Source organism: Mucilaginibacter sp. (assembly GCF_035492695.1).
Classification (GTDB): domain Bacteria; phylum Bacteroidota; class Bacteroidia; order Sphingobacteriales; family Sphingobacteriaceae; genus Mucilaginibacter.
The window spans coordinates 22508-37912 of record NZ_DATJJC010000024.1 but is presented as its reverse complement, the minus strand read 5'-3'; the positions used below and the strand labels follow the sequence as shown (position 1 = coordinate 37912).

Below are 15405 nucleotides of genomic sequence, written 5' to 3'. Positions count from 1 at the left end.
GTTGGATGCACTTAAACCTAAAGGACCTGCTTTATAATAGCCGTTACCTGCATCGGGCAAGGCATAAGTGCCACCCGCATCGCTTTCTATTATCACCATGGCATTCAGCTCGGGATTTGATCGCTGCGAAGACGAAAGCTTCACTGTACGGCTCAGCCTGATTATCGTCGAATCATTGCCGGTGTTGATAGTACCTTCAACAACCAGGTAATTACTATCTGTAGTAATAGCAACCGGCTGGTAAGGCTTTTTACAACCAAACCATACCAGTAAAATAGTTAGCATATAAATTATTCTCTTCGTCATTTCCAAAAATCAGGCTTTTGTGTTTTTCCATTCAGGTGATATCGGCAATTCACACAGTCGTAATAGCCAACAGGTACACTATAGGTGCTGTCCTTTGCGATCGGGTCATATCCGGTCATTATTGGACCTAACGGTATAAAAACGCTGTCTGCCAATTCAGCCGGCACATTTTCCTTCTTTTTCCAGCCTAAACCGGTTGGTTTGCATTGCGGCGGGTCGAAGGGCCATGCTGGTAACTCAGTCCGGTCAATAAATATCCGTTTTTTTGAGATGGTGCCTGCGCTGATGTATCCGATAACAGGTTCCTTAGGGTCAGATGTGCAATGCAGGTTCCCGGTTATTCCCGATGGCTGCGCATCGAAGATAGTGCCCAGTTGCTCGGTATTTTTTTTAAGCAGCGTCCAAAACTCATAAGCTTTTTGAGTTAATGCATATTGCCTTACTATAATGCTATACCGATAATAGATCTTTTCCGAGCTTGACGATATTTGCGTTATAGGATTATCGTTTATAACATCCTCGCGAAGCTTGGCCGACGAATTCAAAATAATTGTGCTGGAATTTAATGTTATATAACAAGTATGTATTAATTCAGATGGTTTTCGGCTAATGACACGATTTGCAAAATAAAAGGGGTACGGAATGTATTTGTAAAGCGAGATCAAAGGGGTAAGAAACATGTAAGTCTCCGTATAATCCCATCGGTAAAAGTGAGTATTGTTTGCCGGATCATGCGCATTTGTATAGAAGCTCAACCCGTCAGTTGTTATGTTATATCCAAGCGTATCGATGGCCGGCGTTACTTTTACCGGTTCGTAGTCCGATTCATAAGTACGGCCGTCAACAGTTTTGATTAGTAGTTTATACTTACTGTTGTTGTCCAGGTTCAATGGTGCCGATGCGTACCTGCCGCTGTCTGTTTGAGCGAGTGGATAGTTTGCACCCTTGTCGCTCTGGACAATTACCGTTGCACCTGACTCGGGCCTGTGTACCGATCTTTGCGCAATATTTACAGAACGGTTAAGCGTTATAACCGTCGAATCCTGCCCGGCCGCTATTATACCCTCAACCACCAGGTAATTATTAGGCGCCGAAACGGCAGGGGGGGTATAATGCTTTTTGCAGCCTCCCGCCAGCAGGATTATAACCCCGACCATCATATTTATATTATGTTCTCCCGCGCTTTTCATTTCCAAAAATCTGGTCGTGTAGTGGTTCCCCGTATAGTGCAATCGGCGCATTCAACCGTTGTGGCCGTATACCCGGACGGGTTCCTGTAATCCCCTATCGGATCAAGCGCTAACAGGCCGCTTCCGGGGCGTATCAGGTTATCATACAGGTTTGTCTTTATACTGTCTATGCCGCAGGTATAAGGATATATGGGCTGCCAGGTATCGGGAAACGAATAGTTGGTTATAAAAACACGTTTCGATTGTACCGTGCAAATACTCACATAACCAATGGCCGGCAGCAACGGATTGGAAATACAATGAACATTGCCGGTCAACTCCGAAGGCTGCACGGCAAATATACTTCCAAGCTGTTCGGTGTTTTTTTTCAGTATCTGCCAATATTTAAAGCCATCTTCGGTAAGGGCATATTGTCTCAGCAGGATGCTGTATTCCCGCTCAACCTTTTCCGAGGTCCCGCGTATCATTGATATCTGTCCCTCGTAAACTACATCGTGCGACAGTTTGGCCGTTGAACCTAAAACAATATCGGGAGAAGAATCACTGCCATAACAATAATAGATATTGTGGTTCACATCGCGTTCCAAAAGCTTTGTGCCGTCAGAGTAATACAATGACGGATATCTTGCATGAAACTGCCAGGTTTCGTCGAAATCCCAGCGATAATATCTTGTTTTATCGGTAGGGTCGTGCGTATTCACATACACCTGCAGGCTGTCCTTTAATACGTTAAAGCCGACGCTATCGATAGGTGGGGTAATCTTAACGTCAACCAGGTCCGACAGGTATTCTTCACCATTCGATGTTTTTATACGCAAGCGGTATTTACGGCTGTTATCAAGGTTCAGGCCGGCGAAAGTATATTGTCCGGGCCCATTCTCATTCAGCGTATATACGCCATTGTCATCACTTTCTACAGCTACCTGTGCGTTTGATTCGGGGTTAGCCGACGTTTTGCTGTCTATTTTTACTGTGCGGCTAAGTTTGATGATAGTCAGATCGCTGCCAGGATTGATCACACCTTCAACCACCAGGTAATGAACATCGCCGGCCGATATTGCTTTCGGGCTGTATGGTTTGCGACAACTGTAAAAAACAGAAAGCACTATCGCTATAGCGCCACCTGATAAGATCATATATTTCCCTGCTGCCCTTTCCATATCATCTCCAAAAAGCTGGTTTAACGTTGGTACCGCCCAGGGCGCAGTCGCAATGATCGTTGCTGGTAACGACAAGTGCACAAGGCTTCTTACATGCACCCATCATCATTGCCGAAACAGTCATTACATATATGTAGCCCCGGGGTTCCATTTTTAAAACCGAATATTATAGTTGATAAATGGTATCGGCCTGGCAAATATGGACAACTGGTAACCGTTTATCGCCCCTCCCTGCTCCTGGAAGAAGGTAGAGTACGCATTGGCGCGGCCCGTCAGGTTATATACCCCGATCGACCACGAGTTATGGGTTAGCTGGTGCACCTTGTGGTTGCCCTCTATATTCATCGAAAGGTCGGTCCTGAAGTAATCCGGTATCCGGTAGGCGTTCCTGTCCGAATAATACACCCGTTCCGCGCCGCCATATTCGTACTTGGCTATGGGCAGCGTGATCGGCCGGCCCGTGCTGTAAGTAAGGTCAAGCGATACGCTGAACCTGTGGCTAAACCGGTAGTTGCCATTAAAGTTGAAATTATGCGGCTTGTCATAATTGGCAGGGTACCAATTGCCACCATTGATGAGCTCTCCGGCTGTCGGATCATCCTGTTTCAGGAAAGTGCGCGAATAGGTGTAACTTATCCAGCCGTTTGATTTACCAGCCGTTTTGCGCACCAGGAACTCGACACCGTAGGCCTTGCCTTTAGTGTTCACCACGTCGCGTTCAATATGCTGGTTCAGCAGCAGGGTAGCGCCGCTTTTATAGTCAAGATAATCGTCTATCTTTTTATAATAAACCTCAACCGACGTTTCTATCGTGTTTGATTTCGCGTTGCGGTATAATCCCAGTGACACCTGCTGACCGAATTGCGGCTTCACGTTAGGGTCGCTTAGTTTATAGGTGTCGGTAGGCGAGATAGCCGTGGTGTTAGATAACAGGTGAATATACTGCCGCAGCGTGTTATAGGCAGCTTTAACCGAGATGTCGTCGGTTAGGTTATAACGTGCGGAGATCCTTATTTCCGGTCCTTTGTAGGTTTTCATCACCTTGTTTTTACCATAAGTGACGCTGTCAAGCACGTTCACGCTTTCTTTTGGCAGGTTAGGAGCATAACGGTCGACAGTTGCCGGGCCAAGTGACGCGTACAGCGAATACCTTATACCGGCACTGATGGAAAAGTCCTGCGTAACATCGTACTTATCGCCGATGTAGAGGGCGCTTTCCAATGCCTGTTCCTGGGGAACTACCTGCGAAATAACCAGCGATTTTTCGCCATTTGCTTCTTCATCGCCGGGGTTCAGTTTATAATATATCCCGCTTATACCAAAATCGACCGTGTGCTTGGGGTTAGGATAATAGGTGAAGTCAGTTTTGAAATTGCTTTGATTAACGCCAAACTTTAGCCTATAGGCATCCACCGGGTTTGCGCTGCTTGTGATGCTGTAATCATAATGATCAACACCGGCCAGTATTACGCTATAAAGCTTATTGCTGAAATTGTGCTTCCATTTGATATTAGCATTTTTGTTACTGTAGGCATAGGCGGTATCACTGTTCAGCCTGAATTTGTCCTGGCTCCAGTAACCCATCAGGTAAATAGTGTTTTTATCATTTATCTGGTGACTTATTCCCAGGTTAAGGTCATAAAACGATGCCGAGCTATGTTTGTAAGCCTCCGGCAGCAAATGCAGCAGCCAGTCGGAATAGGTGGTGCGGCCGCCAAAAATGAAGGAGGTTTTATCCTTTATTATCGGCCCCTCCACAGCAAGGCGGCTGGTAAGCAACCCGATGCCTGCCGAGCCGGTGAATTTCTTCTTATTGCCTTCCCTGTCTGTTACATCCAAAACTGACGACAGGCGGCCTCCGTATTTCTCCGGTATGGTACTCTTATACAGTTCGATATTTTTTACGATGTCGGGGTCAAAAGCTGAGAAAAAGCCGAAAAAGTGCGACGGGTTATAAATGGTTGCGTCGTTAAACAGGATCAGGTTTTGATCGGCAGCCCCGCCCCGCACGTTGAAACCGGTAGTAGCTTCTCCAACCGATTGTACGCCCGGCAATGTAAGTACCACACGCAATACGTCGGCCTCGCCAAAGGCGGTCGGGATTTGCTTAATGCTTCGTATATCCAGTTTGTTGACACCCATTTGCGTGCTCTTTACGTTGGCCACCTTTTCTGCCGATATTTGCACCTCTTTAAGCGAGGTCACCTGTTCCTGCATTTCGATATTCAGTTTGCCGTCCGAATAGAGGACGATCCGTCGGCGGGTGTCTTTCATGCCCAGCCCTTTGATGATCAGTGTGATCCTGCCGCGCGGCATGGTAAGCGAATAATACCCGAACTGGTCGGTTGCGGTACCCAATTTGTTATCGGGGTTATAAATACTTGCGCCAATGATGGCCTCGCCGGTTTTAATATTACGCACGTAACCCGCTAATGTCGAATTGCCCGGTTTAATGGTGTTGGTGCGGATGCCGATGGTATACAGTTTGTTCTCTGTAGTTGCTTCGGGAACTTTTGCCTGCTTCTCTTCCGTATAATCGGTTACCGCAGCGGTTGCAGGGGCAGTGGACGGTTCGGTATTAAAAAAACCCGGCGCCAGCGTTGCACTCACCTGCCGGCCTTTGGTCAGAAATACAAACTGGTCCCTGATGGTGTAATGAAAATCGGTTTTTTCAAAAGCCATGTTCAGTACGGCCTCAAGCGTTTTGCCGGAAGCTTCCACCGTAACCTTCAGGCTGTCAAACTGTGGCGGGTTGTAATAGAAGTGATAGCCGGTTTTCGACTCCAGGTCTTTTACCACCTGCTCTATATTCGCCTGTTGAAAATTAACGCTGATCGTTTTTTTATTTACATCCTGTGCCGTGGCCAGTTTGAAAATAAGTGCAAAGCACAAGCTTAAGAAGTAAACTTTTTTCATCAGAATGATTATTCGTTCAATAATTTGAGTTTGGTGATGTCTTTTGGTAGTTATTATAACTTATCGTAGTAGGAGGCAACTGTTGCCATAACTCCTTCCGGGTCGCGGCGGAATTTCAGGTTATTGTCCCTCATGTATTTTTGTATCACTGCTTTTTTGTCCTTCATTACATCAAGAAATGACCCCTGGCTACTTACTTTATAATAAGTGTTTCCTTTTCGCATGTAGTAGGAATGGTTTTCCAGGAAGTAGGTTTCGAGCGTTGCGCTGATATTGGTGGAGTTTTGGATCGTTTTTACCCTTTTTGCCAGTACTTCCACTTTATTGCCATTATACAACTGGTCGTAGAACCCGGTTGTTATGCCCGACCTGTCGTTAACCAGCGAATCGGCATTCACGCGGACAAAGCGATGCCCCGAAAAACTAAAATCGTGTACGCGATCCTCCAGTAAAGCGTATGCGGTAAAATGGTTGTACAGCAATACTACCAGTTTATCCTTATAAATATCATACATCATCGGCACGCCTTTGTACACAAACCCGTCGTACGTAACCTCGCCGGTGGCCCAGGTCTCCGCATCCAGTGGAAAAAGCGCATTGCCTTTTATACTGCGATCATAAGGAAAGTACTCCATCCCGTTATATAGCCGCGACTGCTGCCCTGCAGCGAGGTAAAAGTTGGAAACGATGGCGTCCTTGGCGCTTTGTAAGTTTGAACTGTCAACCCGGGCTTCCTGGCCAAATAATTTGCCGGTTAAAAACAGGCAACTCAGGAACAAAAACGTTTGTTTGGAATAGGTTCTTTTCATGCGACAATAGTATTTTTAGGCTAATGGAAACGGAAAGTACGGTACTTCCCCTTAGAAATCAAGACGTTTTGCTAAAAACATACCAATACGTCCGGTTTCAGAAATGAAATATACTAAAAAATTAGTTAATCCAAATTTTATGAAAAAAAATTACATGCCGGAGGATAGAAAAAAAGAAAGGCGCCGGAATATTCCGGCGCCTTTCTTCAGGATAAATATTTGATGGTTTACAGCTTGCGTTTTACTTCCACATTCTCATAAGCTTCAACTATATCGCCTACTTCAATATTATTGTAGTTCAATATATTCAAACCGCACTCGTAACCTGTGTTAACTTCCTTCACGTCATCTTTGAAACGTTTTAACGATGCCAGTTCGCCGGTGAAAACTACCACGCCTTCGCGTATTACGCGGATCTTGCTGTTGCGGGTTATTTTACCATCCAGTACCATACAGCCGGCAATAGTACCAACCTTGCTGATCTTGAATGTTTCGCGTATCTCAACATTGGCAACTATTTTCTCTTCAAATGTCGGCGCGAGCATACCTTCCATGGCAGCCTTTATCTCGTTGATAGCATCGTAGATGATAGAGTAAAGCCTGATGTCGATCTGTTCCTGCTCGGCCAGTTTACGCGCACCGCCTGACGGGCGCACCTGGAAACCGATGATGATAGCATCCGACGCCGAAGCAAGCAGTACATCGGATTCGGATATCTGGCCTACGGCTTTGGATATAATATTAACCTGTATCTGCTCGGTCGATAGTTTCAGCAACGAGTCTGATAAAGCCTCTATCGAACCGTCAACATCACCTTTTACAATAATGTTCAGTTCCTTAAAGTTGCCCACTGCCAAACGGCGGCCTATCTCGTCAAGGGTAATATGTTTTTGTGTACGCAAGCCTTGTTCGCGCTGCAGTTGCATGCGCTTGTTGGCTATCTCGCGTGCCTCCACTTCGCTTTCAAGCGAATTGAACTTATCGCCCGCGGTTGGTGCACCCTGCATGCCCAGCACCTGTACCGGTGTGGATGGCCCTGCCAGTTCAACCCTTTGCCCGCGTTCGTTGGTCAATGCTTTTACACGCCCGCTGTAACAGCCAGCTAGTATCGGATCGCCAACGCGTAGCGTGCCGGCTTGTACCAATACAGTAGTTACTATACCGCGGCCTTTATCAAGTGCAGCTTCTATTACCGTACCAATGGCCCTTTTGTTAGGGTTAGCGGTCAGTTCAAGCAATTCAGCTTCAAGCAATACCTTTTCTAAAAGCTTATCAATATTAAGCCCTGTTTTGGCTGATATCTCCTGCGACTGGTATTTACCTCCCCATTCTTCCAGCAGGATATTCATTTGCGAAAGCTGCTCACGTATCTTATCCGTATTGGCGCCGGGTTTATCTATCTTATTAAAAGCAAATATCATCGGAGCGCCGGCGGCCTGGGCGTGGTTGATGGCCTCGCGGGTTTGAGGCATCACGCTGTCGTCAGCAGCTATAACGATGATCACAATATCTGTCACTTGCGCACCCCTGGCACGCATAGCGGTAAACGCTTCGTGGCCCGGTGTATCCAGGAAGGTGATCTTTCCTTTATTTTCCGGCAGGGTAACTTCGTATGCGCCAATGTGCTGGGTTATGCCCCCGGCCTCACCGGCTATAACATTTGTTTTGCGTATAAAATCGAGCAGCGATGTTTTACCATGATCGACGTGACCCATGATGGTTACTATCGGCGCACGTGGTTTCAGGTCCTTTGGATCATCCGGGGTATCCAGGTTGGCCTCTTCGTCCTGTGGTTTTACAAACTCAACCTGGTAGCCGAATTCATCGGCAACAATAGCCAATGTTTCCGCATCAAGCCTTTGGTTGATGGACACGAACATGCCCAGGCTCATACAGGTTGATATGATCTGTGTAACTGAAACGTCCATCATCGAAGCCAGCTCATTTGCCGTAACAAACTCGGTAACCTTTAATACCTTCGATTGCAGCTCTTGTTCCAGTGCCAGTTCTTCTGCCGAAGCAGCAACGTCATCACGTTTTTGCCTGCGGAATTTGGCCCGCTGTGCAAATTTACCCGATTTACCTGCTCCGCTTAAACGTGCAAGTGTTGCTTTGATCTGGTCCTGTATCTCTTTTTCTGATGGTTCTTCTTTTGGTGTACCCGGCGCGGCGTTCCTGTTCCTGAAATCACCACGTCCATTTCCACCCTGGCCCGGGCCACGGTTGCCGGCAAAGCCACCCGGACGGTTTTGACCGCCCCCGCCTTGCTGCGGATTCTGGCCGTTGCCAGGTCCGCCACCCTGCGGATGGTCCTTGCGTTTTCTTTTGCGCTTATGATCGGCTGCATTACCCGCCGTGTTTGACGACGAGGCCACCGGCTGGTTCCTCCGCGATGGGTCGACAGGTAATTGTATTTTGCCTACCACGTTCGGCCCTGTCAGCTTTGCCGCTTTTGCCCTTATCACTTCATCTTCTTCAGGCTGTTCAACAACTGGTTTTGGCGCTGGTACAGCTGCAACCGGTGGTTTTATTTCTTCCTTCTTCTCCACTACCGGTTCAGGCTTCGGAGCTTCAGGTTTTGGTTCAACTTTAGCCTCTGGTTCAGGCGCTTTTTGGATTACTGCTTCCGGCTCCTCTTTCTTTTCAGGCTGGGGGGCAGGTGCGTCCAGGTCGATCTTACCAACAACTTTAACGCCCGGCAAAGTAACCTCAGCACGTTCTTCCGCCTTCGGCTGCTCGGCCTTCGGTTTTTCAACCGGCGGCACAAAATTGGTGGCGCCTTTTATCAGGATCTCTTCGTTCTCGAAATCCCTCGACCGCCGTGGCGCTTCATTTGGTTTGTCAGGTACAAAGCCAGGCTCGTCTTTCCTGATCTTGCCGATCGCGATCTGCTTGGCTTCTTCCTTAATAATTTTGTCCGCAGCAAATTCCTTGAGCAAAGTATTGTACATATCGCCGTCCAATTTGGCCATCGGGTGCTTATCTACTTTAAACCCCTTGGAAGCCAAAAAATCGACAATGGTACCCATACCAATGTTCAGTTCTTTTACTGCTTTTATTAATTTTATTGATTTGTCTTCTGACATTAAATACTTTTTTTCTCTTTGGTTTTTTGCAAAAATACGATTTTAATTTTGCTTATCCCGTTTATTCAAACTCTGCCTGCAGAATTGACACCACTTCTTTGACGGTTTCTTCCTCCAGGTCGGTACGTTTTACCAACTCGCCAATGGTCAAAGCCAGCACTGCTTTTGCAGTATCCAAACCAATGCGTTTAAACTCGTCAATTATCCAGCCATCAATTTCGTCTGAGAATTCTTCGATATCCACATCCTCATCCTGCTCGTCGGCTTCGCGGTAAACATCTATCTCATAGCCGGTTAACTTGCCTGCTAATTTGATATTATGTCCGCCACGGCCAATAGCCAATGACACCTGGTCGGGTTTTAAATACACGGCTGCTGTCTTTTTCTCGTCATCCAGTTTGATGGACGTGATCTTGGCAGGCGATAAAGCGCGCTGAATATACAGCTGCAAATTATTCGTATAGTTAATTACGTCTATATTTTCATTTTTTAGTTCGCGGACGATGCCGTGGATGCGTGATCCCTTCATACCAACACAGGCTCCTACCGGATCGATACGGTCGTCGTACGATTCCACCGCTACCTTGGCCCTTTCGCCCGGCTCGCGAACGATCTTTTTGATGGTGATCAAACCGTCGAATATTTCTGGTACTTCAAGCTCGAATAAACGCTGCAGGAAATCAGGCGCGGTGCGCGAAATGATGATCTTCGGGTTGCTGTTTAGCATATCCACCTTGCTAACTACCGCCTTTACGTTATCGCCTTTTTTGAAATAATCGGCAGGTATCTGTTCCGATTTTGGCAACAATAATTCGTTACCCTCGTCGTCAAGCACCAAAGTTTCCTTTTTCCAAACCTGGTAAACCTCGCCGGTAACTATCTCGCCCACACGGTCTTTATATTTTTTGAATATCTCATCCTTTTCCAGCTCCAGTATCTTCGATACCAGTGTTTGGCGTGCCGCAAGTATAGCGCGGCGGCCAAAGCTTTCCAGCGTTATCTGCTCCACAAATTCATCACCAACTTCCAGGTCCTCATCTACTTTGTGGGCCTCTGCCAATTCTATTTCCAGGTCGTCATCCTCCGAAAAGCCGTCTTCCATAACGGTACGTGTGCGCCAAATTTCAAGGTCACCGTTGTCGGTGTTTACGATCACGTCGCAATTTTCGTCTGTACCATACTTTTTCCTGATCATGCTTCTGAATACATCCTCAAGCACGCTCATCATCGTGGGGCGGTCAATGTTTTTGAAATCCTTAAATTCCTGGAAGGAATCGATCAAATTAATATTGCTCATTTTGCATTGAAATTATTTGTTCTTTAACTGTAATGCAGCTATCATGAGCGTGTTTTTTTAAGCGGCTGCTCATGATGGTTTCTTACTTAAATGATATTACAACTTTTGTTTCTGTTATTTGTCCTATCGGGATAACGCTTTCAACCTGTTCGGCCTTTTTCCCTTTTTCTTTTTTTGTTTCTTCTATAATAATGGCGTCTTCCGTAAGCCCGCTCAGCTTGCCTTCCCGCTTGCTGCCATCGGCCATTTTCAATGCTAATGTCCTGCCAACGTTTTTTACAAACTGCCTTGGCATGGTCAGCGGCTGATCGATACCCGGCGAAGATACTTCCAGGTTGTAGGCAGTCTCTATCACGTTTTCCTCTTCCAGGTGAAAGCCTACATGCCTGCTAATGGCCGCGCAATCTGCTATACCTATTCCCTTGTCGCCATCCATTAATATCACCAGTTTGCCGCCGGGTTGCATTTTAACGCTCACCAAAAACAATTCAGGTTTATCTGCTATCTTTTCCTCAACAAGTTCGGTTACTCTCTTTTCGATATCCATTGCCGGTATTGTTTTTCGACAGGGGTTTGACGCTGGTAAAATAAAAGAGGGGGCTTCGGCCCCCTCGCGTTCTTTAAATTACGATGCAAATATAAGAAGTTTTATTTAAAAATCAATGGCCTTAATATCTAAAAAGCAAATCTTTATGGGTTGCCCCGCCTGTGCCTTTCTTTTTCTGAACATATTGCCATGCATCCTTCGAACCACTATAATTATAATACCTCAAAAAATAGGTTTTCCCTTTAGCGAAGGGCGTGTCGGGCGTAAAAATTACCAAACTATCCTGTATATTATAATGACCTGGCTGCTCTTTTTGAAAATCTTTCATATCGGTGTCCTTCGGCATCCGGTAAACCGGGAGTAAGGTTTGCCACACCTGGTCGCTGGTATCCCTGCCTATCTCATTGATGATCGCCCTGTCAAACCCTGAAATTTTGAGCGACTGGTGGTTACCGGTCAGCGTTATTACAATATCCTTGTCAGGCGGCTTACTGCTGCAACCAAAACAAATCAATACCAAGAGCAAAAAACGTGGCTTCATATTAATAACGCTAAGATAGTTAGGATTAATTGGTTATTGATGGCTCGTTGATTCAATAACTTAAAGTAATGACGGATTAACACAAGCGATTTGACCGGTAAATAGCCCGTTCGCAATTTTGTGCCGCTCAATAATTAATAAAATGGACGCTCATTATAGTAAACCGGCCGGATTTAAATTGGTGTTAAACCCCGCCGCCCGTAAAATAATTTTCCTGTCAGTCGCATTTTTATGCCTTTTCCCTTTTGTCAACCCGCCGCTTGCATTATTACTTGGAATTATATTTGCCCAGTTTGTCGGGCATCCGTTTGCACAGGCCAGCCACAAAATAACCGCCTGGCTGCTCAAAATTGCTGTCGTGGGTTTAGGTTTTGGCATGAATATACACAGTGCGGTAAGCGCGGGTAAAGATGGTTTTTTATTTACATCGATATCCATCGTCAGCGTGTTATCCATCGGACTTGTTGCCGGGCGTTTGATGAAGATCGATAAAAAAACATCCTTCCTCATTTCGGCCGGAACGGCCATTTGCGGAGGCAGCGCCATTGCGGCTTTATCGCCGGTTATCCAGGCGAAGGAAAAACAGATCAGCGTGGCGATGGGAACTATTTTCATCCTCAATTCCGTTGCCCTGTTTCTTTTCCCCGCAATTGGGCACAGGCTTCATTTGTCTCAAAACCAATTTGGCTTGTGGTGCGCCATCGCTATACACGATACCAGTTCGGTAGTAGGCGCGGCCTCGCATTACGGGCAGCAGGCCTTAGAGGTAGCAACTACAGTTAAACTGGCGCGGGCCTTATGGATCATCCCGGTGGCCTTTCTTACATCGGCGCTGTTCAAAACCGGGAGCAGGAAGGTTAGCATACCCTATTTCATCGGCTTATTTATCCTGGCAATGCTCATCAACACATACATACCCATTATAAAACCGTTAGTGCCCTATATCACGTCTGTGTCCAAAACCGGGCTCACGCTTACCCTGTTTTTGATAGGAACCAGTCTATCATTCAAAACGCTGAAGACAGTCGGGTTGGTCCCCCTGTTGCAGGGGGTTTTGCTATGGACAATAATATCTGTAACCTCTTTATGGGTTATAACGCATTTTTGATTTTCTGTTGTACTACTTCTTCAGCGTTTCCTCAAACAGTTTAAATATCCGTTTATATTCGTCTGTCCAGCTGCTGGGTTGTTTAAAATCATGATCTTCTACCGGGTAGGGCGCTAATGACCAGTTATCTTTATGCAACTCTATCAATTTTTGGGTTAGCCTTACAATATCCTGGAAGTTTACATTCTGATCAATCATGCCGTGCAGCATCAGCAAATTACCTTTCAGCCCATTGGCAAAGTAGATAGGCGAACTTTGGCGATAAGCTTTTTCATCGGTATAAGGAAGATTCAGGATATTGGCGGTGTAGCCATTGTTATAGTGCGCCCAGTCGGTAACGGAACGTATGGCCGCACCTGAGGTAAACACATCCGGTTCGGTAAACAGGGCCATCAGCGTCATAAATCCGCCATACGAGCCGCCGTACATCCCCACGTGTTTGGGGTTAACGCCGTATTTTTCCACCAGGTATTTTACACCGTCTACCTGGTCGGTCAGGTCTTTCCCGCCCATGTGGCGGTAAATGCCCGTACGCCAGTCGCGCCCGTATCCTGCGCTGGCGGTATAGTCAATGTCCATCACATAGTAGCCGTTATCTGCCAGCAGGTTGTTGAACATATACTCCCTGAAATAGTGCGTCCACGAATAAGTGGCGTTTTGCAGATAGCCCGCCCCGTGCACAAATACCACCGCCGGTTTAGCTGGGTCGGGGGTTTTAGGTTCATACACCCGTGCATACACATCGCTGCCGTAACGGTTTTTAAAGGTGATGATCTCAGGCGTGCGCCAGGGGTACGAGTTGAACTCCTCACTTACCGAGTTGGTGACCTTTACCGCTTTTGCGCCGGGTTTATTGGGCTGCAGGTATAGGTCGAACGGTTTATTGGTATAGGAATAGCGTATAGCCAGCCATTTCTCGTCCGGCGACAAGGTAACCTCATTGCCCCCTTTCATCGAAGTTAGTTTGACAGGCGTACCGCCGGCAACCGGCATCCGGTAATAATCCGTTACGCCGGGGTGTTCCATGTTGGCAGTAAAGTAAAAAGTCTTTTTATCTCTCGACAGATCGAGTGTTTGCACCTCCCATTTGCCGCTGGTCATTTGTTTTTTATCGCCGGTGGCCACATCGGCCACGTAGATGTGCGAATAGCCGCTCGCCTCGCTCTGGAAGTAAAAATGTGTATTATCCAGCCACCCCACATTACCCTCGTAATAAGTACCGCCTATACCCGGGCCACCAACCCAGGCATCGTCGTGCTGGCGGTCTATTAGTTTAAGATGCCCCGTTGCGGGGTCAAGCCTCATTACCCAGCGGTCCTTATTGTCATCCGCGGCTATAACTACAACTGCGTTTTTACCGTCTCCGCTCCAGAAAGGCCCTTCAATAACCACGTCCCTGTCGGCATTCCTTTTGGTGTATTCTTCCAGTTCTTTAGGATAATCCTTTATATAAGCGGGTATATCCTTTATCCCCGGAATATCGCTGATAAAGGGGCGGTAAAGAGTGTCTTTTTGGGTGTCGAAAATAAACGATTCAGAGGTGGACTGCGGGCCGCCTACCTTTTCGCGGTTTACTATATCCGCAGTAAAGCCGGTAGAAGTAACGAAATCAGGCACGATGGTCCGCTTTTCATCTTTCGGGCGCGTAATAAGGCGGTAGGTGATGTAACGGCCGTCGGGGCTTATGCCCAGGCGATTGATACGTTTATCGTCTACGTTGATCTCTTTCAGCTTCTTTGGCTCCAGTTCCTTGCGTTCGGCTTCGTCAGCTTTGGTTTCCTTTTCGTCTTTTTTGATGATGTCGAATAACTCCAGTTGCTGCACTTTCAGCCATTTTTCCTGCTGGCTGCTTGCAGAAGCCGTGCTATTTTCCTGCTTGCCGCGCCTGCCTGGCGCTGGTTTACTTTCAGCTGAATGGCTGAAATTGGTTAGCTGGTCCAATTCGCCGCTGCTTAAATTCAGATTGAATAAGTTATCGCCTTTCACAAACAGGATACTGCTGTTATCGCCACTGAAACGCGGATTGCTTTCCCGGTCGGTAGTATGCGTAAGCTGTACGCTTTTGTTTTTTGCAGCATCGTACAAAAAAAGATCGCCATACTTTTCATATACCTTAACCGTATGTTTTTTGTTCCAGTCGCCGTTTTCTGATGGCAGCGCCTTGCGGTCGGCAACGCTCACCTTAACCGGGGTGGTATTGTCGACGGAAATACTGTACAAAGTTTCGCGGCCTGTATCGGGGCTCCAATCGAAATATAGTGTTTTATTATCGTCGCCCCAATAGATGTTTGAGGGCGATGTGCCTATCCATTTCGGATCGCGCATGATCTTTTCGACCGTAAGTTTATCTAATTTTTGGGCAAAGCAATTGGCCGTTGCCGCCAGGAGTAGTAGCGTAAAAAGTTTTTTCATGATCCAGTTAATCGGATGCAAGTTAGCAAATGA

General features: G+C 46.7%; 11 protein-coding genes. 1 reads left to right on the top strand and 10 read right to left on the bottom strand.

All coding sequences use genetic code 11. The features are described from left to right. From VL525_RS15025 to VL525_RS14985, 9 genes are all read right to left on the bottom strand, one after another. A partial coding sequence (locus tag VL525_RS15025; protein ID WP_325387852.1) for a DUF4249 family protein occupies positions 1 to 306 on the bottom strand: 306 nt, incomplete at its 3' end. Next, positions 303 to 1466 (bottom strand): DUF4249 domain-containing protein, encoded by a 1164-nt coding sequence (locus VL525_RS15020; RefSeq protein WP_325387851.1) that lies wholly within the window; start codon positions 1464 to 1466, stop codon positions 303 to 305. The genes VL525_RS15025 and VL525_RS15020, both read right to left, overlap by 4 nt. 26 nt (positions 1467 to 1492) lie before the next feature. Next, on the bottom strand, positions 1493 to 2731 hold the full coding sequence (locus VL525_RS15015; protein WP_325387850.1) for a DUF4249 domain-containing protein: 1239 nt from the start codon (positions 2729 to 2731) through the stop codon (positions 1493 to 1495). A 78-nt stretch (positions 2732 to 2809) separates the two neighbouring features. After that, positions 2810 to 5572 carry a TonB-dependent receptor gene (locus tag VL525_RS15010; protein ID WP_325387849.1) on the bottom strand — a complete coding sequence of 921 codons (2763 nt, stop codon included), beginning with the start codon at positions 5570 to 5572 and terminating at the stop codon, positions 2810 to 2812. A gap of 53 nt (positions 5573 to 5625) precedes the next feature. Then, positions 5626 to 6381 carry a hypothetical protein gene (locus VL525_RS15005; protein WP_325387848.1) on the bottom strand — a complete coding sequence of 252 codons (756 nt, stop codon included), beginning with the start codon at positions 6379 to 6381 and terminating at the stop codon, positions 5626 to 5628. Between the two features lie 227 nt (positions 6382 to 6608). Beyond that, positions 6609 to 9467: a translation initiation factor IF-2 gene (gene infB, locus VL525_RS15000; protein ID WP_325387847.1), complete on the bottom strand. Its 2859-nt coding sequence runs from the start codon at positions 9465 to 9467 to the stop codon at positions 6609 to 6611. A 61-nt stretch (positions 9468 to 9528) separates the two neighbouring features. After that, a complete protein-coding gene (gene nusA / locus VL525_RS14995) occupies positions 9529 to 10764 on the bottom strand; it encodes a transcription termination factor NusA (RefSeq protein WP_325387846.1) in 1236 nt (411 codons plus the stop codon). A gap of 82 nt (positions 10765 to 10846) precedes the next feature. After that, positions 10847 to 11311 carry a ribosome assembly cofactor RimP gene (rimP, locus tag VL525_RS14990; protein ID WP_325387845.1) on the bottom strand — a complete coding sequence of 155 codons (465 nt, stop codon included), beginning with the start codon at positions 11309 to 11311 and terminating at the stop codon, positions 10847 to 10849. A 121-nt stretch (positions 11312 to 11432) separates the two neighbouring features. Then, complete coding sequence (locus tag VL525_RS14985) at positions 11433 to 11852, bottom strand: hypothetical protein (protein WP_325387844.1); 420 nt, start codon at positions 11850 to 11852, stop codon at positions 11433 to 11435. A gap of 142 nt (positions 11853 to 11994) precedes the next feature. Here VL525_RS14985 and VL525_RS14980 point away from each other — a divergent pair, with 142 nt between their 5' ends. After that, positions 11995 to 12960 (top strand): YeiH family protein, encoded by a 966-nt coding sequence (locus VL525_RS14980; protein WP_325387843.1) that lies wholly within the window; start codon positions 11995 to 11997, stop codon positions 12958 to 12960. A gap of 12 nt (positions 12961 to 12972) precedes the next feature. Here VL525_RS14980 and VL525_RS14975 read toward each other — a convergent pair whose 3' ends face one another. Beyond that, positions 12973 to 15372 carry a S9 family peptidase gene (locus tag VL525_RS14975; protein ID WP_325387842.1) on the bottom strand — a complete coding sequence of 800 codons (2400 nt, stop codon included), beginning with the start codon at positions 15370 to 15372 and terminating at the stop codon, positions 12973 to 12975. Positions 15373 to 15405 lie beyond the last annotated feature (33 nt).

Excerpts from the sequence above, each read along its gene's own strand:
- VL525_RS15020 (WP_325387851.1), bottom strand. The coding sequence starts at position 1,466 with ATGATGGTCGGGGTTATAATCCTGCTGGCGGGAGGCTGCAAAAAGCAT.
- VL525_RS15010 (WP_325387849.1), bottom strand. The coding sequence starts at position 5,572 with ATGAAAAAAGTTTACTTCTTAAGCTTGTGCTTTGCACTTATTTTCAAA.
- VL525_RS15005 (WP_325387848.1), bottom strand. The coding sequence starts at position 6,381 with ATGAAAAGAACCTATTCCAAACAAACGTTTTTGTTCCTGAGTTGCCTG.
- infB (WP_325387847.1), bottom strand. The coding sequence starts at position 9,467 with ATGTCAGAAGACAAATCAATAAAATTAATAAAAGCAGTAAAAGAACTG.
- nusA (WP_325387846.1), bottom strand. The coding sequence starts at position 10,764 with ATGAGCAATATTAATTTGATCGATTCCTTCCAGGAATTTAAGGATTTC.
- rimP (WP_325387845.1), bottom strand. The coding sequence starts at position 11,311 with ATGGATATCGAAAAGAGAGTAACCGAACTTGTTGAGGAAAAGATAGCA.
- VL525_RS14985 (WP_325387844.1), bottom strand. The coding sequence starts at position 11,852 with ATGAAGCCACGTTTTTTGCTCTTGGTATTGATTTGTTTTGGTTGCAGC.
- VL525_RS14980 (WP_325387843.1), top strand. The coding sequence starts at position 11,995 with ATGGACGCTCATTATAGTAAACCGGCCGGATTTAAATTGGTGTTAAAC.
- VL525_RS14975 (WP_325387842.1), bottom strand. The coding sequence starts at position 15,372 with ATGAAAAAACTTTTTACGCTACTACTCCTGGCGGCAACGGCCAATTGC.